The organism is Beijerinckia sp. 28-YEA-48, assembly GCF_900104955.1.
GTDB lineage: Bacteria > Pseudomonadota > Alphaproteobacteria > Rhizobiales > Beijerinckiaceae > Terripilifer.
Genome location: NZ_FNSI01000001.1, coordinates 2,717,234 through 2,735,146, shown reverse-complemented (window position 1 = coordinate 2,735,146; position 17,913 = coordinate 2,717,234). Strand labels below are relative to the sequence as shown.

At 62.2% G+C, this 17,913-nt stretch carries 16 protein-coding genes; 1 reads left to right on the top strand and 15 read right to left on the bottom strand.

Features of this window, described 5'->3' with window-relative positions; all coding sequences use genetic code 11:
* Positions 1 to 18: 18 nt before the first annotated feature.
* From BLW50_RS12880 to BLW50_RS12850, 7 genes are all read right to left on the bottom strand, one after another.
* Entirely contained in the window at positions 19 to 1,254 is a 1,236-nt protein-coding gene (locus tag BLW50_RS12880; protein ID WP_090702792.1) for an acetyl-CoA acetyltransferase, read from the bottom strand.
* Positions 1,247 to 1,978: an alpha/beta fold hydrolase gene (locus tag BLW50_RS12875; protein WP_090702789.1), complete on the bottom strand. Its 732-nt coding sequence runs from the start codon at positions 1,976 to 1,978 to the stop codon at positions 1,247 to 1,249. Before BLW50_RS12875 ends, BLW50_RS12880 begins: the two co-directional genes overlap by 8 nt.
* On the bottom strand, positions 1,975 to 3,657 hold the full coding sequence (locus BLW50_RS12870; protein ID WP_170850136.1) for a class I adenylate-forming enzyme family protein: 1,683 nt from the start codon (positions 3,655 to 3,657) through the stop codon (positions 1,975 to 1,977). The genes BLW50_RS12875 and BLW50_RS12870 overlap by 4 nt, the downstream gene beginning before the upstream one ends.
* Positions 3,658 to 3,671: 14 nt before the next feature.
* Positions 3,672 to 4,685: an NAD(P)H-dependent flavin oxidoreductase gene (locus BLW50_RS12865; protein ID WP_090702782.1), complete on the bottom strand. Its 1,014-nt coding sequence runs from the start codon at positions 4,683 to 4,685 to the stop codon at positions 3,672 to 3,674.
* A 20-nt stretch (positions 4,686 to 4,705) separates the two neighbouring features.
* Positions 4,706 to 6,178 carry a carotenoid oxygenase family protein gene (locus tag BLW50_RS12860; protein ID WP_090702778.1) on the bottom strand — a complete coding sequence of 491 codons (1,473 nt, stop codon included), beginning with the start codon at positions 6,176 to 6,178 and terminating at the stop codon, positions 4,706 to 4,708.
* Between the two features lie 23 nt (positions 6,179 to 6,201).
* Positions 6,202 to 7,401 carry an acetyl-CoA C-acyltransferase gene (locus BLW50_RS12855; protein ID WP_090702773.1) on the bottom strand — a complete coding sequence of 400 codons (1,200 nt, stop codon included), beginning with the start codon at positions 7,399 to 7,401 and terminating at the stop codon, positions 6,202 to 6,204.
* Between the two features lie 89 nt (positions 7,402 to 7,490).
* The gene (locus BLW50_RS12850) at positions 7,491 to 8,456 is read right to left on the bottom strand and encodes a winged helix-turn-helix transcriptional regulator (protein WP_139267590.1); all 966 of its coding nucleotides are present in this window, start codon (positions 8,454 to 8,456) and stop codon (positions 7,491 to 7,493) included.
* 179 nt (positions 8,457 to 8,635) lie between these two features.
* Here BLW50_RS12850 and BLW50_RS12845 point away from each other — a divergent pair, with 179 nt between their 5' ends.
* On the top strand, positions 8,636 to 9,418 hold the full coding sequence (locus tag BLW50_RS12845) for an alpha/beta fold hydrolase (RefSeq protein ID WP_170850135.1): 783 nt from the start codon (positions 8,636 to 8,638) through the stop codon (positions 9,416 to 9,418).
* Between the two features lie 12 nt (positions 9,419 to 9,430).
* Here the strand turns inward: BLW50_RS12845 and BLW50_RS12840 are convergent, their stop codons facing one another.
* The 8 genes from BLW50_RS12840 to BLW50_RS12805 all read right to left on the bottom strand — a co-directional run bounded on the left by BLW50_RS12840 (position 9,431) and on the right by BLW50_RS12805 (position 17,783).
* Positions 9,431 to 10,213, bottom strand: coding sequence for an SDR family NAD(P)-dependent oxidoreductase (locus BLW50_RS12840; RefSeq protein ID WP_090702763.1), 783 nt, complete (start codon positions 10,211 to 10,213; stop codon positions 9,431 to 9,433).
* A gap of 72 nt (positions 10,214 to 10,285) precedes the next feature.
* A complete protein-coding gene (locus BLW50_RS12835) occupies positions 10,286 to 11,470 on the bottom strand; it encodes an ABC transporter substrate-binding protein (protein ID WP_170850134.1) in 1,185 nt (394 codons plus the stop codon).
* Between the two features lie 26 nt (positions 11,471 to 11,496).
* Positions 11,497 to 13,371 carry an AMP-dependent synthetase/ligase gene (locus tag BLW50_RS12830; protein ID WP_090702756.1) on the bottom strand — a complete coding sequence of 625 codons (1,875 nt, stop codon included), beginning with the start codon at positions 13,369 to 13,371 and terminating at the stop codon, positions 11,497 to 11,499.
* On the bottom strand, positions 13,362 to 14,141 hold the full coding sequence (locus BLW50_RS12825; RefSeq protein WP_090702753.1) for an ABC transporter ATP-binding protein: 780 nt from the start codon (positions 14,139 to 14,141) through the stop codon (positions 13,362 to 13,364). Before BLW50_RS12825 ends, BLW50_RS12830 begins: the two co-directional genes overlap by 10 nt.
* Before the next feature lie 4 nt (positions 14,142 to 14,145).
* Positions 14,146 to 14,904: an ABC transporter ATP-binding protein gene (locus BLW50_RS12820; protein WP_090702751.1), complete on the bottom strand. Its 759-nt coding sequence runs from the start codon at positions 14,902 to 14,904 to the stop codon at positions 14,146 to 14,148.
* On the bottom strand, positions 14,901 to 15,977 hold the full coding sequence (locus tag BLW50_RS12815; RefSeq protein WP_090702748.1) for a branched-chain amino acid ABC transporter permease: 1,077 nt from the start codon (positions 15,975 to 15,977) through the stop codon (positions 14,901 to 14,903). The genes BLW50_RS12820 and BLW50_RS12815 overlap by 4 nt, the downstream gene beginning before the upstream one ends.
* Position 15,978: 1 nt before the next feature.
* Positions 15,979 to 16,863 (bottom strand): branched-chain amino acid ABC transporter permease, encoded by an 885-nt coding sequence (locus BLW50_RS12810; RefSeq protein ID WP_210186078.1) that lies wholly within the window; start codon positions 16,861 to 16,863, stop codon positions 15,979 to 15,981.
* Positions 16,864 to 16,874: 11 nt separating this feature from the next.
* The gene (locus BLW50_RS12805; protein ID WP_090702745.1) at positions 16,875 to 17,783 is read right to left on the bottom strand and encodes an SDR family NAD(P)-dependent oxidoreductase; all 909 of its coding nucleotides are present in this window, start codon (positions 17,781 to 17,783) and stop codon (positions 16,875 to 16,877) included.
* Positions 17,784 to 17,913 lie beyond the last annotated feature (130 nt).

The following is a 17,913-nucleotide window of genomic DNA, read 5'->3' as shown; positions in this document are numbered from 1 at the left end:
CGGTTCGACCGACCAAGCTCAGTCGCGGACGCCGACCACGAAGCTCACCACCGTCGCGCAGGAGCCGCCGATGTTCAACGTGGCGAGTGTCTTGGCATTGTCGATCTGGGTGTCGCCGGCTTTGCCGGTCACTTGCCGCGCCGTGTCGAGAAGCATGCGTGCGCCTGTCGCGCCGACCGGATGGCCGCCGCCGATCAAACCGCCCGACGCATTGATCGGAATGCGACCGCCCATGTCGATGTCGCCATTCTCCACCGCGCGCCAGCTTTGGCCGGGCGGCGTAATGCCGAAATGGTCGATCGCCATATATTCCGTCGTGGTGAAGCAATCATGGGTTTCGATGCCATCGAGATCGTCGACGCCGGTGATGCCGGCGCGCTGCCAGGCGTCGGTGATCGTCTGGCGCACATGAGGGAAGATATATTCGCTGTCGCGGCTGCGTTCGATCTTGTCGAGAAATTTCAAGCCGGCATTGCGATGGCCCCAGCCGAGAATGCGCGGTAGGCTTTCGAGCCGGATGCCACGCCGATCCGCATAGTCCTTCGCAACGCGCTCGGAGGCCAGGATCACCGCCGTGGCGCCATCGGTGATCTGGCCGCAATCCTGCCGCCGGGTGCCGGGCTCGATCATCGGATTGGCATTGTCGTCATCGGTGAAACTCAGTTCGTTGAACTGCCACGTGCGCGTCTGTGCATTTGGATTGCGCTTGGCATTGCCATAATTGAGTTCGGCGATCCGGTTGAGATGGCGCCGGTCGAGCCCGTAGCGCCGGTCATACTCGCCAGCCAGGCGGCCGAAGACGGCAGGCCACATGAAGCGGCAGTCGATGCCCTCGTGTCCCTGCCAGGCGGCGGCGTTTTGGTTCTGCGACGAGACATCGCCGGGCAGGTTCTTCAATTCCTCGACGCCGAGCACCAGCGCGCAGCCGTAGCGCCCAGCCTCGATCTCCGCCATGGCGGCGAGCGTGGCGAGCGAGCTGGACGCGCAAGCGCCCTCATGGCGCATGGCCGGCACGCCCCATAATTCAGGAACGACCTGCGCCACCATGGCGCCCAGATGCCCTTGCCGCCGCTGCGCTTCGCCAAATGCATTGCCGACATGGATGGTCTCGATGGCGGATGCGTCAAGCGCGGCGTCAGCGAGCGCGCTCTCGGTCGCCACGCGCACCATGTCGGCAATGTCCTGGCCTTCGCGCGACCATGCCTTGGCGAAATCGGTCTGATGTCCGCCGAGGATATAGATCGGCTCAGCCATGTCTCTCTCCCTGCGTGATACCTTGCTTGGCCGCGAGCCACTGCCGCATGAGGCCGGCAAGTTCGTCTGGACGTTCGAAGGGCAAAAGATGCCCGCATTGCTCGACGAAGACAATATGCGCTGACGGCATCAAAGCGCCGAGTTCCTGCGAAAAAGCCGGTGGACACACCGGATCCTCACGCCCGCAGGCGATGAGCACGGGAATGTCGAGAGCGCGCAGATGCGGGCGCAGATCCGGCCGGTCGACGACAGCCTGGCGCTGCTGCACGAAAGTGATCGGGCCGACCTCGCGCCACATCTGAATGGCTGTCGCGGCAAGCGCCGTGTCCTCAAGCCGCGAGGGATGGACTGTTGCCGGGAACATGCGCGCCAGCAGGGCTTCGAAATTACTCGGCACGCTGTTGCCGGTGCGCGTGAACGTGTCCAGTTCTTTCTGATCAGCCGGGCTTGCGCCTGAACTGATGAAGGCGAGGCGCGTGGTGCGATCTTTCGCCTGGCGAAATACCGCCTGCGCCACCCAACCGCCCATGGAAAAGCCGGCGATGGCTAGCGGCCCTGGCGGGGCTGAGGCCAGCACTGTCTCGGCCATGGCTTCGATTGTGTTTTCATCGCTGAATATCGGGATATGTACATCCGCCACGTCGGTGAGGGCGGGCGCGACCTCGCTCCACACCGTCGCATTGTTGAGCATGCCAGGGATGAGAACGAGGGTCTGTCGGCTCATGCCCGTGGTCCTGTGGCGTAAACTCCGTCAGCGACCATTTTGCGCAACGCGATCTTGTCCACTTTACCGACGGCCGTGCGCGGCAGCGCCTCAAGGCCGATCAGATGCTCGGGCTGTTTAAAGAGGGCAATGCCGCAGGCTTCGCGCAGAAACGTGTTGATCTCCGCCAGCGAGGCGGTGGCGCCGTCGCGGAAGACCACGGCGATCGCGACCTTTTCGCCCAACGCCGCATCGGGCACGCCGACCGCGGCCACTTCCAGAACTGCCGGATGCGATACCACCAGCGCCTCCACCTCCGCCGTGGAAATGTTCATGCCGCCGCGCACGATGATATCCTTCAGGCGGCCGACGAAACGGTAATATTGCTGCCGATCGCCAGCGATCTCGAACAGATCGCCCGTGCGGGCAAAACCTTCCGTGTCAAAGGCCGCTTCGGAGAGTTCCGGGGCGTTGAAATAGCCCAAGAAGGTGAAAGGGCCACGGTGGTGCAATTCGCCGGGTTTCCCCGGCACCTCGATCAGCTTCCCCGTCTCTGGATCTTTCAGCAGACTCTCAATCCCCTGCGCCAGAGACAGCTGCCAGCAGCGATCCGCGCCATAGCGCGGGAAATAGGCGGCACGATCCTCGGGGTTGGGCATGTCTTGGGGCGTACTGGCCAGCATCGTCCCTTCGGTCGAACCGAAAACATTGAGGAGATCGACACCGAAGCGATCGCGATAGAGCCGGATCAGATGCGCCGGCAATTGTGCCGAGCCCGAGCTGATGGTGCGCAGTCGGCCGAGATCGCGTCGGCTCTGCATCGCAGGATGTTCCGCCATTTTGACCAGCATGGCCGGCGCGCAGCCGGTGAAGTCGATGGCTTCGTTGAAAATCTGGTCGATGAAGACATCCAGCGAAAACGGATGATGATTGACCAGCGTGCCGCCGAGCTGCAGCCAGGGCGACAAAGTTGCCGTCATCGCGCCAATGGTAACGACCGGTCGTCCATTGAGAATGCGACAGCCGGGCTGAAGATTGGCCGATTCCACGATCATCGGCGCGATGGCGAGCCATTGCGAATGACTGCGCGCCACGCCCTTCGGTCGGCCCTCGCTGCCCGAGGTCCAGCACAGGCAGACGATATCGTCGGCATGGGCCGGCGATACTGCGGTATACTCTCCTACGTCTTTCTCCATCTCCGCTGTGAGATCGATGCCAGATTCGCTGCTGTCGCCGATCGTAAAAAGCCTAATCGATGCAGCCTTGGCGATGGCAGACGCCATCGCGGTGAAATCGTGTCGGCCGATGCGCGGCGTGACGATCAATGCCCGGGCCCGCACGTGCTCGACCACATAGCCGACATCGCGCTCGCGATATTGCGTCGGCACTGGCGAGACGATGGCGCCGAGCCGCGCCGCCGCGAAATAAAGCGCGATGATCTCCCAGGTATTGGCCATCTGGGCCACCAGAACATCGTCGGCGCCGATGCCGTTGCGCGCCAAGGCAGCGGTAAGGCGGGAGACGGCGTCGCCGAAATCAGCCCAGGTCAGCCGCGCTGGCGGTTGCCCGTCGATCTCGGCGCGATTAGGCGGGTCGACAATGGCTTCCTGTTGCGGCCGTTCGCGCATATGGCGGAAAAGCTGATCGTCGAGAGTCGTGTCCGGCCACCATCCAGCCTCGCGGAAGCGCTGAGCGGTCACGGCATCGCAAATCCTCATGCCGTGACTTTCTTCGTCGCTTGCATGGTGGTCTGCCGCATCCGCCGCCAGGGATCGTTCAGCTCGGCGGCCAGGGCTTCATCATAACCGCGCCCGATCTCGGTGATGGCCTCCGCGGTGGTACGGATCGCTTTCACCTGCTCGACGCTATGGCCGGCGGACCACAGATCGCGCCAGGCTTTCTGGTCCTCTCCCGCGCTCGCCATTTCGAATTTGCCGCGTGGCTTGAGATTGTCGGGGTCGAGGCCGGCGGCGACCAGGCTCGGCCGCAGCTTGTTGGCATAGGCGCCGGTGATCGCATTGGTGCAGATAATGTCGGAGAACTGGCTGTCGACCACCATCTGTTTGTAGCCCGGTTGTGCCAGGCTCTCTTCGGTGGCGATGAAATTGGTGCCCATATAGCCGAGATCAGCCCCCATCGCCTGGACGGCGCGCAGATGCTGCCCGGAGGTCAGGCCGCCGGCGACGACGATGATGCCATCGAAGAAGGAGCGCACGCTGGCGACGAAGGCCGGCGCCGTCATCGGCCCGGTGTGGCCACCGGCACCCGAACAGACAAGCACCAGCCCATCGACGCCGGTGTCGGCCGCCTTGCGTGCATAGGCCGGCGTGTTGACGTCGGCGAAGACCAGGCCGCCATAACTATGCACCGTATCGACCACCGCCCTTGGGCCACCGAGCGCGGTGATGATCAGCGGCGCGCGATATTTGACGCAAAGATGGAGGTCTGGCGCCAATCGTTTGTTGGTGGAGTGGACGACGAGATTGACCGCCCAGGGCGCTGGCGCATTGCCGGACTGGCGATCATCCTCAAGGCGTGTCGTCAGATCCTTCAGCCAGGCGTCCAGAATCTCTGGTGAGCGCGCATTGAGCGACGGCAATGCGCCGATCGTACCGTTGCGGCAAGCGGCGGCGACAAGATCGACGCCGGAGACCAGGAACATCGGCGCCACGATCAGTGGCAGTTCCAGTCCATCGGTCAGGGAGGCGGGGAGTTGCCGGTTCGTCATGGGGCTTCTCGCGATATCGGTTATGCGACGAGGAGATCGGACGGCGCCCAGAAGGCGTGCGCGCCGCTTGGCACCTGATGCGGTAGGAGAATGCGCGCGATCGGTCCTTTGGTGATGTCCTGCGCGTCGAAGATGGCGCATTCGCCGCGGCCGCTGTTGAGATTGGTGACGAAGGTGAGGAGATAGCCATCGTCCTCACCCTGGCCGTGCGGGCGCGGCGCGAAAGGGGCTTCGCTGATATAGCAACCCTTCGGCATCATATAGGTTTGCGTCTGGCCGGTTTGGAAATCGTATTTCTTCAGGCCTTCGAGGAGCCAGAAGCCTTTGGCTGGCAGCGCATTGTAGCTGTAGCGATAGGGCCGTCCGCCAAGATCCGCATTGGTCATCGGAAATTCGGTGACCTGATCGTCGAGATATTCTTCCTTCGTCTGGCCGGTCTTCATGTTGAAGCGCCAGCGATGCATGTGGGTTTCCTGCAGATGCATGTCGAGCATGGCCATCATGCGGGCATAGCCCTCTTTCGGGAATTGCGAGAGGTCGGGCAGTGGGTTGGTCTGGATGCAGCCTTCCATGACCACGTCGTCGCCGTCTTCATAACAATTGGCCAGATGCAGGATGTAGCAGGGCTTGGCCTCGAACCATTTGACGTCGCTGTTGGCGCCGAAACGCGGAATGATGCCGAAACGCGCCGGCACATCGCGATGGAAAGCGAGGCGATGCGCGCCCTTGGCCAAAAGCGCCTGGTCGAAGAACATCGGCAGATCGTGCAAGATCGAATAGTTGCTGGTGAAGCCGAGATCATGCGGCCAGCGCGGGCCGGGCAGTTCGATCGGCACGTAGTGGACGAGTTTGTTGTGACGGTCGACGACCCCGTAATTCATATAGGGATGGCGTTCGCCATAGTTGAAGAACATCATATGGCCGGACGCCAGGTCATGTTTGAAATGCGAGCAGATGCCATGGGGCTGCACGTCCAGAGCCCAATTCTCGTCGGGGCCGAAGGTCTCCAAGGTGATCGGGTCAAGCCGATAGGGTTCGCTGCACTGGGACATGGCGACGATGACCTTGCCGCCATGGACGAGAATGTCGGTGCCGGCATTGTCCTTCATCTTGCCGATGCTGCCCCAGCCCCGGCGTGAGCCTTTGCGCGGCTCGATAATGCCGGGCCAGAGCGATTTGCCCGCCGCCTGTTCGGCGAGAAAGCCGATGGTGCGAGTATAGCGATTGCGATAGGCCGCCTTGCCATTTTCCAGATGGACGGCGTGCACCATGCTGTCGCCATCGAAAGGATGAAACCGGCCGATCGGTTCATGCACCTGGTTGTGGCCGTTGCGCAGATAGACGCCGTTCAGATCGCGTGGAATCTCGCCGATGACTTCGAGATCCGGCGCCGTCACCGTCCATTCGGTGTCGCAGGGCTTCCAGGCTTCGTTGAGATAGGGATTTTCGTTGGGGAAAACGATGGTGCTGGGGATCGTGTGCGAGGTTTTCATGACGATGCTCCTGGCGCCAACCGTCAGGCGGCGAGATTTTCGACGAGCGTAACGGTGGCGACGCCGGCGGCGCCAGCGATGCCGATGAGGCCGTAGCGCGCGTTGCGGCGCTCGAGTTCGTCGAGCAAGGTGCTGACCAACATCGCGCCGGTGGCGCCCATGGGATGGCCGAGCGCGATGGACGAGCCGTTGACGTTGAAGCGCTCCAACGGAATGCCGAGCGCATGAATGTAATGCAGGGTCACAGCGGCGAAGGAATCACGCACCTCGAACAGATCGATATCCTCGATCTTCATACCGGTGCGAGCGAGGCATTTGCGTGTCGCCTCCACCGCGCCCGTCTGGGTGATGGCGGTGCAGGCTTCGCTCCAGCCAAGAATGCGGGCGCGTGGTTTGAGGCCGAGATCTTTCAGCGCCTTCTCTGACGCGACCAGAACGGCGGCCGCGCCATCGGCCATCTGCGGCGAATTGCCGACGTGATGGACGTGACGGATTTCGCTGAGATCGGGAAACAGGGCGCGCAGACGATCATCGCCGCCCTTGGCGCCGGCCTCCAGGAAGGCCGCGTCTCGCGCCGCTAGTTTCTCGCGCGTCACATCGGCGCGCACTGTCTCGTCGGCTTCCAACACGATAGCGCCTTCGGCGGATTTCACCGGCGCCAGCGAGCGGCTGAACCGGCCCTCGGCTTTGGCGGCGGCGGCGCGGCTATGGGAGAGAAAGGCATAGTCGTCGCATTGCGCGCGGCTGAAACCATGCTGGGTGGCGACGAGATCGGCGCTGAGGCCGATGTGAACGAAATTGGTGCGCTTGGCGACTTCCTTGTCGGTGAACAAAGCGCCATTGTCGCCGAACATCGGCACGCGCGACATCATTTCGACGCCGCCGGCCACCACGGCCCCTTCATTGGCGGCGGCCTGCGCGGCAGCAAGGTTCACCGCTGTAAGGCCCGAAGCACAGAAGCGATTGAGGGTCATGCCCGAGACATTGGGGCTCCAGCCCGCATAGAGCGCCGCTGTCTTGCCGATATTGGCGCCCTGGTCGCCGCTCTGGGTGACGCAGCCGACAATGAGATCGTCAATCTGTTCGGGATCGAAGCCAGCCCGGTCCTGTACGGCGGTGAGCATCTGCGCCAAGAGGTGAACGGGTTTTACGCTGGCCAGGGCTCCGGTGGGTTTGGCGACGCCGCGAGGGCTGCGAACCGCATCGACGATATAGGCATCCATGGCTTGTCCTCCCGTCAGGACTATAACTTCATTTATTGAAGTAAACAAGTCAGGCGGTAACGTCGTTGAAAACGGGCCTTGCGCTCATGTCAGGGGACCAGTTGCACCGTCTGGCGTTGCAGATGCTCGTGGCAATGGCTGCAGGCCAGCGTCGGGCGCAGCGTGGCGCCGCACGTGGTGTGGACGATGCGGAAATGTTCCGGATGAGCGGTCAGCCAGCGATTGCCCCAGTCGACCGTGAAAATGACGAGCGGAAACAGCGCCAGGCCTTTGTCGGTCAGCCGGTAGAATTTGCGGCGTGGGGTTTCGGCGTGGTTCTCTTTCTGCAACACGCCCAGCGACACGAATTTCGCCAGGCGATTGGAAAGAACGGCCGGTGGAATCGCCAGGAAGCCTCGCAATTCGTCGAAGCCGTGCTTGCCGAGGAAGAGGGCGCCTAGCAGCATATTGCTCCAACGGTCGCCGATGATCTGCAAGGTCTGAGTGCGCAGGAATTTGCCGCGCGCACCACGCTCGGCGGCGTTCGAGCGGCGTGTATTGGGCACTTTCAATAATTTTGCAGCGGACGTGCCGGACTTGGCGACGATCATGTCGAGCCTGGTGTCGCGCGCCGTGACGGTTTTGCTGCAATGGGAGCAGATCAGGGTCGGATGCGTCGGGTGGCCACAACTCGTATGCACGATCATCGCCGTATTTTTGCCGCGTCGCCCGCCAGCATAACGCTCTTCCCAATCCCGGATCGAGATCAACAGCGTCCACAGTTCAAGGCCGCGATCGGTCAACCGGTATTCAAGATGCGCGCCCTGCGGCGTGGTGGGCTGTCGCTCGAGGACTTGATAAGACACCAGCCGTCCTAGGCGATCACTCAACACAGGTTCGGGGATGGGCATGCCCTCGCCAGCGAAAAGCTCGCGCCACTGGCTATAACGCCGTGTCCCGCGGAAGGCGTGCCGCAGGATGTGCAATGTCCACGCGTCGCCGGTGACCGCCTGGGCGAGGCGCGCCGGGGTCATCAGCTGTTCGGGCTTGTCCTTGCTGACCACGATGGGATCCAAAACCTTGATCCTAGCTCTTAGCTGAGTCCCGCCGGGGATAGAAGTCGTTGGTTTTTGCTCACAATTGGGAGCTTCCAGGCATTGTCAGTCATTCTGCTCCTCCCTTTCTACGCAAAGGACTTGCAAATAATACTTCATTAAATGAAGTTATAGTGCCCCCCCCCCCCATGGAGAGCTGGATGACCAAGCGAATTCCCGACTACAGCGTCACGGGTGCAGGCGATGTCACCATCGTGCTGCTGCACGGCGCTTTTGGCGCCAAGGACTATTGGCGGGCGCAGATCGCAGCCCTGGTTGCGGCTGGCTATCGGGTGCTGGCCTGGGATGCGCCAGGTTATGGCCTGAGCCCGTTGCCGCAGCCCTTCTCGGTCGAGGTCGCGGCGGAAGCGCTTGGGCGACTTCTTGATGTTGCCGGCGGCGCGCGCAATGTGCTGGTCGGTCATTCGATGGGCGGCATGATCGCGCAGCGGGCGTTCGGCCTGTTCCCCGACAAGGTTGCCGGTCTCATCCTGTCGGCGACAAGCGCTGCCTTCGGCAAGCCCGATGGCGAATGGCAGCAGCAATTCGTGCGTGATCGCGTCGCGCCGCTCGATGCCGGGCAGAGCATTGCGCAATATACGCCGGGCATGCTGCGCCAGATGATGGTGTCGGGCGCCAATGGTCCTGCGGTTGATCTGGTGATCGGCACCGTCGGCACCATGCGCGAGGAAACTTTCCGCGCCGCCATCAGCGCCATCGTGCATTACGATGGCCGCGACGTGCTGCCGAAGATCAATGTGCCGACCCTGTGCATCGCTGGCGAAGGCGATCGCACGGCGCCCGTCGCCGTCATGGAGAAAATGGCGACGAAAATTGCTGGGGCCGAATTCGTTTGCATGCCAAGTGTCGGTCACTTCGGCTGGGCTGAACAGCCCGACGCATTCAACCGCATTGTCCTCGATTTCCTGCACAGGAAATTGTGATTGCGCCTCTGATCACTGCACATAGGTGCCGCCGTCGACGATCATGGTTTCGCCGGTCATATAGCGCGAGGCCGCGCCCAGCATGAACAGGATCGGGCCGACCATGTCGTCGGCGACGGCGACCCGCTTCAGCGGCACGCGTTTGCCATAGAGCTGCGGGTCCATATCGTCGAACACTTTCTCTCGGCCCGTGCCACCGACGAGGAAAGCGGTGTTGGTCAGGCCAGGCGCCAGAGCATTGACGCGCACGCGCGGCGCATTCTCGCGCGCCAGCCCCTTGGTCAGCGCGATAATGCCGGCTTTCGCGGCCGAGTAATGGACGTAACCGCCGTGGACATCGATGCCGAGAGTGGAGGTGACATTGACCATGGCCGCCTGGCTGCTCTTGTGCAGCAAAGGCAGCGCGGCACGGGCGCACAGGAACTGGGTGCGCAGATTGCCTGTCATGACTTCGTCGAAAATCGCCGCCGGCAATTCGGCGATCGGATGAAACCCCTTCATGAAGCCGGCGAGATTGACGAAGCCGTCGATACGATCCCATTGCCGGCTTAGATCAGCGAAAGCCTGAGTCACACTCTCTTCCTGGCTGCCGTCGATCGCAATCGCGATGGCACCGGCCGGCGGCTTATGTTGTTCGATCGATGTCGGCAGATCGAGCACAGCCACTTGCACGCCCGTGTCCAGCAAGGCGCGCACGAGCGCGCGCCCCATGCCGCCGCAGCCGCCGACGATGGCGATGCGCGCGCCGGCCGCAGGGCCGAGACGGGAGAAATCGATCGCGGGCTGTTCACTCATGCCTTCAGTGCTCCAACGGTTGAAAAGCAAACGGCGCCGCGCGCGAACGCGGCGCCGTTCGTTTGGCCTGCCTTACTTCGGATCGATCATACCGCTGATCGGCATCCAGACGCCCTTTTTGACCTGGCTGATCTGCACGGTTTCCGGATCGATATGATTGTTCTTGAAACGCTTCGGCCCATAGAAGATCGGGCTGTCGGTATAGGTGGAGCTCTGCAGGCCTTTGACGACCTTTTCGGCGGTGATATCGCGCCCGGCCGCTTGCAGGCCGTATTTCACGAACCAGTCGGAATAGGCATAGGCCAGGAAAGCATTTTCGTCCGGCTCGATCTTGAAGAGCTTGCGATACTTCTCCTGCCAGACCTTGACGTCAGCCGGCTCTGCGCCCGGAGGCCAGATATACCAGGTGCCAATACCGGACAGGCTTTCCACGGCGCCCTTGCCGATTTCAGCAACAACAATCGTCCGCCCCGGAATGGTCGTCAGCACCTTGACGCTGTCCCAGCCGAGTTTCTTCACTTCCGACATGACGCCGACGGTCTCGCGCGTCAGGGTCGCGGCGAAAATAATGTCGACATCAGCGGCCTTCATACGAGCCACTTGGGAGGAGAAATCGATGTCGCCGACCTTATACGAGGCTTCGGCCGCAAGCTTCATGCCCCGGGATTCAAGGGCTGCGACAACGCCAGTCTTGGTCAATTCGCCGAGCGGACCTTCCTGGAAGATGAAGCCGACTTTCTTGGCCTTGTTCTCATCGATCAGCCAGCCAAGACCGGCATTTGCTGTGGTGTCGTAGTCGGCGGTCGTCGTGAACAGCAGCGGGCTGCGGCCGGAAATCTTTTGCAACACGGCTGCCGCGCCCCAGGGCGAGAAGTAAATCACGCCGGCATCGACGGCGCGCTTGACCACGGCGGCATTGGTGCCCGAGCCGAAGGCATTGACGATGGCGAAGACACCGTCGCTGCGGATCAGCTTGTCGGTGGCGCGCACGGCAAGCTGCGGTTGGCTGCCGTTATCCTCGACGATGAGGCGGATCTTGCGGCCGTTGATGCCGCCCGCTTCATTGGCTTCGTCGAACCGCATCTGCATGCCGTTGCGCAATTGCGGCATGGCGGCAGCCACGGGACCTGAAAGGTCCAGATGGGTGCCCAGAACGATTTCGCTGTCCGTAATGCCCGCTGCGCGGGCCAAGCCGGATAGTCCGGTCAGCACGGCGCCAGCTAAGGCACCCGCCATTAATGCTGTCTTTAAACGCATCATCCCCTCCGTTGCGAGTTCAACCCTCAGTTTTGGTACATGGTCTCGATCAGCGCCGCGTATTTCTTAGCGACGGCACGCCGCTTGAGTTTCATGGTCGGCGTCAGTTCCTCGTCCTCGGCCGTCAACAGGTCTTCGATGAGGCGGAAATCCTTGATCTGCTCCACTCGCGCCAGCTTGCCGTTGATGGTCTCGATCTCCGTGCGCACCAGGGTCTGCACTTCGCTGGTCTGCGTCAGGCTCCTGAAATCGGTGTAGGGAACCTGTTTGTCCTGAGCGAATTTGGCGACATTGTCCTGATCGATCATGACGAGGCAGGTAAGATATTTTCGCCCATCGCCGACCAGCATCGCATCGACGATATAGGGGCTGAATTTGAGATCGTTCTCGATCTGGCTCGGGGTGATGTTCTTGCCGCCGGAGGTGATGATGATGTCCTTCAACCGGTCCTTGACCCGCAGATAGCCATCGGCATCGATCTCGCCACAATCGCCCGTGCGCAGCCAGCCGTCGTGGTCGATCGCCTCAGCGGTCTTCTGCGGCATGTGCCAATAGCCTTGGAAGACATGCGGCCCGCGCACGAGGATTTCCTCCTCGGCGCCGATCTTGAGTTCGGTTTTATCGACGCCGATGCCGGCCGTGCCGACCCGGATGCCGTTCGCCGGCATCGCCGTGGCATAGCCGGTCGTCTCCGTCATGCCATAGGCTTCGAGCAGATTGATGCCCATGGCCATGTACCATTTGATCAGATCCGGCGGCACGGGCGCGGCACCGGTGGTGGCCACTTTGATGTTCTGCAAGCCGAGGAATTTGCGCACATTCATCAGCGCGACGAGCTGCAGCGCCGCGAAGCGCCAGCGCCGTAGTCCCGAGACCTGGCGCCCCGCCATGGTCGCCTCCGCAATGGCCGCACCGTCGGCGACCGCCTTGGCGTAGACCTTGCGCGCCAACGGCATGGCGTCGCGCAGGAACAATTCGATCTGGGAATGCATCTTCTCCCAGAAGCGCGGCGGCGCAAACAGCATATGCGGCGCGACTTCGCGGATATCATTGAAGACGGTGCCGGCGTTTTCAGGAAAATGCACGATGACGCCGAGCCGGAGCTGGTTGAACACCGTGCCCATGCGCTCGGCGATATGACAGAGCGGCAGGAAGGAGATGGAATGATCGAGCTCGGCCACCGGCAGATGCCGGGCAATCGCCTCGAGCTGGAACATCACGTTGCGATTGGAGATCATCGCGCCTTTCGGCGCGCCGGTTGTGCCTGATGTATAGACGAGAAAAGCCGTATCGGCCTGATCGGTCGTATCGATCGCTTGTTCGAAAACCTCCGCCTGCGCCGTCGCCTGTTCCTGGCCACGTGCCAGGAAGGCGGAGAACGGCACCACCTGCGGATCGGAGAAATCGCGTAACCCGTCCCAGTCCATCACCACGATGCGTGTCAGGCCCGGGCAGTTCTTGCGGATCTCGAGCGTCTTGTCGAGTTGCTCGTCGTTCTCGACGAAGATGACGCGGGCGCCTGAATTGATCAGGATATATTCGATCTGTTCGGGCGGGGAGGTCGGGTAAATGCCTGTGCCGATGACGCCAACACATTGCGCACCCATATCGGCGAAGAGCCATTCGGGCCGGTTCTCGGCCAGAACGGCAATGACATCGCCACGCTTGCAGCCGACATCGAGGAGCGCCAGGCCGATGGCGCGGGCGTTGAAATAATAGTCGCCCCAGCTGTGCGAATGCCAGATGCCTTTGCGTTTCTGGCGCAACGCCGGCCGCTCTTTCCACGCCTGGCAGCGCGCCCGAAACAGTCGGGTCGGCGTGTCCTGGCCCGCAACCGAGATGGGGCTCCACGGCGGCGGCGCCGTGTCGATGCGCAGAGCTGCCATGCCTGCTACCGCCATGTCTTGCGCCTCTTCCAGCGTTGCATGCGTCCATCCGCTCCTGTTGTCGCGCCGGTGCCGAGGTAGAACTCCTTCACGTCCTGCTTCTGCATGAGCTCTTCACTCAAGCCGGCGGCGACGATCCTCCCCAGTTCCATGATGTAGGCGTCCTGCGCATTCTTCAGCGCGATCGCCGCATTCTGCTCGACCACCAGGATGGTCGTCTTGGTCTCGGCATTGACGCGCCCGATGATGGAAAAAATGTCCTTGGTGATCAAGGGCGAGAGACCAAGGGAAGGCTCGTCGAGCAGGAGCATGCGGGGCCGTGACATCAGCGCCCGGCCGATGGCGAGCATCTGCTGTTCGCCACCCGAGAGCAGGCCGCCATATTGGTTGGTGCGTTCGCGCAGACGCGGGAACCAGTTGAAAATCTGTTCCAAATCGTCGGCGAGCCCAGCTTTGTCGCGCCGCGCCACGGCGCCCATCATCAGGTTTTCGCGCACACTCAGGAACGGAAACACCTGCCGTCCCTCCGGCACCAGAACGACGCCTCGACGGGCAATTTCATCGGGATCGAGCCCGTGGATCATCTGGCCGTCGAATGTCACCGCGCCTTTGAACGGGTCGATCACGCCGGCGATGGTGCGCAGCAGGGTCGATTTTCCGGCGCCATTGGCACCGAGAACCGCGACGATGCGGCCTTCGTGCACATCAAGGCTGACACCGCGAATGGCGTTGATCGGACCGTACCAAGTCTCGATATTGCGGATGCTCATCAAGGGTTCGCTCATGTCGCTATGTCCCGAGATAAGCGGAGATGACGGTGGGGTTGGCTTGCACCTCGTCCACCGCGCCGATGGCGAGCACTTGGCCGGCATTCATGCACAACACCCGATCTGCGGCTTGGGAGACGAGCGACATGTCGTGCTCGATCATCACCACGGTGACGCCAAGATCGCTGCGGATGTCGTCGATCCAGAAGGCAAGGTCACGCGCCTCTTCCGGGTTGAGGCCGGAGGCGGGCTCGTCGAGCAGCAACAGTTTCGGCTGGGTGGCGAGGGCGCGCGCCAGTTCGACCACTTTGCGCACGCCATAGGGCAGGGAGGAAACCAGACTGTTGCGATAGGGGGCGAGTTCGAGGAAATCGATAATGTCTTCGACGCGGGCGCGCGATTCCGCTTCCGCCCGCTGAATGCCCGGCAGCCAGCAGATTTCCGAGAGCAGATTGCCGTAGGAGAAGCGATGACGGCCAAGCAGGAGATTGTCGATCACCGCCGCGCCTTCAAACAGTTCGATGTTCTGGAAAGTGCGGGCGATGCCATAGTCGACGACTTTGTGGCGCGGAACATGGGTGATATCCTGGCCATCGAAGGTGATGCGACCGGAGCTGGCGGTGAATACCCGCGTGATGACGTTGAAGACAGACGTCTTGCCGGCGCCATTGGGGCCAATGATGGCGAAGACCTCGCCCTTCGCCACATCGAAGCTGAGATCCCGAATGGCGCGCACGCCACCAAAGGACAGAGAGACGCTGTCGACGGAGAAATAGCTCATCGATAGCGCTCCGAATGCATATAGGTCTTGCCGCGTCGGAACGTGTTGCGCCGATAAAGCGGGAAGTTCTGGAATAGCACTTTCAGTTTGAGCCAGCGGCCGTTGAGCCCATTGGGCTCGAACATCACGAACAGAGCCAGGATCAAGCCGAAAACGAACGTCTCAAGGCCGAACTGCGAGGAAATGCTGGTCGGCAGCAGCGGCTTGATCTTCGAGATCAGCGTCGGCAGCATGCCGATCAGTACTGCGCCGAAGATGGCACCACGCAGCGAGCCGAGCCCGCCGATCACCACCATCAGCACCAGCTCCATCGACAGCATGACGCTGAACCCGTCCGGTGTCAGGAATTGCAGGTGATGGGCCAGCAGCGCGCCGGCGATGCCAGTGACGAAGGCGGAGATCGCGAAGGCCAGCACTTTATAGCCGCCAACCCAGATGCCGAGCGTATAGGCGGCGGCTTCTGAATCGCGCACGCCGATGAAGGCGCGTCCGGTACGGCCGCGTATCAGATTGATCAGGCCGAGCAGAACCATGGCCAGGATGACCAGGCACAGGAAATAGAAGGCCTTCAGCGAGCTGAAGTCATAGCCGAAGATGATGGGTGGCGAGACGGGAATGCCGGTGAAGCCACCGGTCAAATCCTTCCAGCGGCCGATGACCTGTTCGGTCAGCATGGCGCAGGCGAGCGTCACCATCGCCAGATAAAGCCCCGAAACGCGGATCGCCGGCAGGCCGACGGCCAGACCAACCACGCCCGTCAGTGTCGCAGCCCCCAGGATGGAGGGGATGAAGCCGATGCCCTGGTCGAGCAGTAGCGCATGGGTATAAGCGCCGATGGCCATGAAGGCGGCGTGGCCGAGCGAGACCTGGCCGGTGAAGCCGGTCAGCACCATCAGCGCCAGGCTGGCGATGGCGATGATGAAGAGATAGCTCAGCTCACCGACGTAATAGGCCGGGATGACCCAGGGCGCGACGATGAGGGCGATGACCAGCGCGCCATAGCAGAGCCATTGCGAACGGTAGCGCAGCAGCCGTTGCGCATCGCTGTAGGAGGTGTCGTATGCAAACCGCATGTTAAACTCGTCTTCCGTGCGCTTCGCCTAACAGGCCGCGGGGCCAACAGATCAAGACGACGATCAGCACCAGCTGCGCCGACATTTCCTTGGCGCCATCGGGCAGATAGACCCCGGCGAATTGTTCGATCAGTCCGATGAGCAGGCCGCCGATGATGGCGCCCGGAATGCTGCCAAAGCCGCCGAGCACCAGCGCCGCGAGGCCCTTGAGGACGACGAACCAGAGGCTGATATCGACCAGCGCGATGGGGGCCAGCAGCAGGCCGGCGACGGCGGCCATGGCGGCGGTGAGGCCCCAGACCAGCGAGTTCAGTCGCTTCACGCGGATGCCGCAGAGATAAGCGGCGAGTTGGTTCTGCGACGACGCCTGAATGGCGACGCCAAGCTGGGTGTAGCGCAGGAACAGGAACAGCAGCGCCGTGACGATCAAGGCGGCGGCGAGGATGACGAGGTTGAGATCGGTCACCACGATCGGTCCGATATGGGTGATATGGCCGGTCCAGGGTGTCGGGTAACTGCGCGAGCTTGGACCAAAGCCCATGCTGACAAGGCCGCGCAGCATGAAGGCCAGTGCGATGGTGAGCATGACGCCAGCAAATTGCGGCTGCCCGACGATCGTGCGCATCACATAACGGTCGAGGAAAAAGCCGAGCACGGCGGCGATGAGGATGGTCAGCAGGGCGGCGGGCCAGAACGGGATGCCCACCACGACGATCAGGCCCCAGCCGATGAAGGCCGACATCATCAGAATGTCGCCATAGGCGAAGTTCAGCACCTCGGTTGCCTTGTAGGTCAGCACGATGCCGAGCGCGACCAGGGCATAGATCGAGCCGATGGAGATCCCGTTGAGGGTCAGCTGAAGAATCTGCACGACCTGGGCGTCCATCCGCGTCTCTCTTATGTGGCCGATTTCTTACGGGCGTCGGCAGCGCTCAAGTTCATGTCCTTGAGCAGTCCGTCGAAGGCGGCGTTGGATGAGGTGTAGGCGACCCCCTCCCTGTCGCGGATCTCGTCAAAGACATCCGCCATGGTCTTGCCTGTGCCCGGAGCGCTCGTGGTTTCCACGGGAAAGCCGCGCCGGAAATGGCCGCCGCCGGCGATGATCACCTCGCCATTGGCGGTGCAGGCCTCGCTCGCCAGCCACAGCACCATGGGCACCACCTGTTCGGGGCTGAACCGTTCGGCCATGTCGCCCGAGAGATAGCCGGACGTCATCTGCGACAGGGCATAGGGCGAAATCGCATTGGCCTTGATGCCGCGTGACGCGCCCTCGGCGGCGAGACTGCGCGTCAGGCTTTCGATGGCGCCCTTGGCGGCGCCATAGGCGGTGAGGCCATGATTGCCGAAGCGCCCGGCGCTTGATGTGGTGGTGACGATGCGGCCATAGCCGTTCTCGCGCATGATCGGCCAGGCCGCCTGCAACAGATGCAGCGTGCCATAGAAGCCAACGTCGAAAATGGTACGGAATTCCTCAGCCGACGTCTTGTGAAAGGCCGCCGCCTGCGGCACCGCCGCATTGGCGATGACGATGTCGAGACGTCCGAAGCTGTCGAGGGCGGCTTTGACCATCGCGTCGCCGGCAGTGGCTTGTTCCACCTCATCATAATTGGCCACGGCACGTCCACCCTGGGCGCGGATGGCGGCAACCACTTGCGCGGCGGATGTGTCTTCTGTGCGTTCACCAGGATGGCGGCGATTGTTGACGACAACGGCGGCGCCCTGCGCGGCGAGGCCAAGCGCATAGGCGCGCCCCAGGCTCTTGCCGGCGCCGGTCACAATCGCGACGCGGCCTGCGAGGTCCGTCATCGTGTCGTCCCCTCCGTTATTACTTCAATTATTGAAGTAATGTACTGTTGCCCCAATTCACTGTCAATCATGCGACGCGGCAGGCGCTGGCCTCAAGCGCTGTCGCCACCTGCAAGAAAACCCTCTTGTT

Excerpts from the sequence above, each read along its gene's own strand:
- BLW50_RS12880 (WP_090702792.1), bottom strand. The coding sequence starts at position 1,254 with ATGGCTGAGCCGATCTATATCCTCGGCGGACATCAGACCGATTTCGCC.
- BLW50_RS12875 (WP_090702789.1), bottom strand. The coding sequence starts at position 1,978 with ATGAGCCGACAGACCCTCGTTCTCATCCCTGGCATGCTCAACAATGCG.
- BLW50_RS12865 (WP_090702782.1), bottom strand. The coding sequence starts at position 4,685 with ATGACGAACCGGCAACTCCCCGCCTCCCTGACCGATGGACTGGAACTG.
- BLW50_RS12860 (WP_090702778.1), bottom strand. The coding sequence starts at position 6,178 with ATGAAAACCTCGCACACGATCCCCAGCACCATCGTTTTCCCCAACGAA.
- BLW50_RS12855 (WP_090702773.1), bottom strand. The coding sequence starts at position 7,401 with ATGGATGCCTATATCGTCGATGCGGTTCGCAGCCCTCGCGGCGTCGCC.
- BLW50_RS12845 (WP_170850135.1), top strand. The coding sequence starts at position 8,636 with ATGACCAAGCGAATTCCCGACTACAGCGTCACGGGTGCAGGCGATGTC.
- BLW50_RS12840 (WP_090702763.1), bottom strand. The coding sequence starts at position 10,213 with ATGAGTGAACAGCCCGCGATCGATTTCTCCCGTCTCGGCCCTGCGGCC.
- BLW50_RS12835 (WP_170850134.1), bottom strand. The coding sequence starts at position 11,470 with ATGCGTTTAAAGACAGCATTAATGGCGGGTGCCTTAGCTGGCGCCGTG.
- BLW50_RS12830 (WP_090702756.1), bottom strand. The coding sequence starts at position 13,371 with ATGGCGGTAGCAGGCATGGCAGCTCTGCGCATCGACACGGCGCCGCCG.
- BLW50_RS12825 (WP_090702753.1), bottom strand. The coding sequence starts at position 14,141 with ATGAGCGAACCCTTGATGAGCATCCGCAATATCGAGACTTGGTACGGT.
- BLW50_RS12820 (WP_090702751.1), bottom strand. The coding sequence starts at position 14,904 with ATGAGCTATTTCTCCGTCGACAGCGTCTCTCTGTCCTTTGGTGGCGTG.
- BLW50_RS12815 (WP_090702748.1), bottom strand. The coding sequence starts at position 15,977 with ATGCGGTTTGCATACGACACCTCCTACAGCGATGCGCAACGGCTGCTG.
- BLW50_RS12810 (WP_210186078.1), bottom strand. The coding sequence starts at position 16,863 with ATGGACGCCCAGGTCGTGCAGATTCTTCAGCTGACCCTCAACGGGATC.
- BLW50_RS12805 (WP_090702745.1), bottom strand. The coding sequence starts at position 17,783 with ATGACGGACCTCGCAGGCCGCGTCGCGATTGTGACCGGCGCCGGCAAG.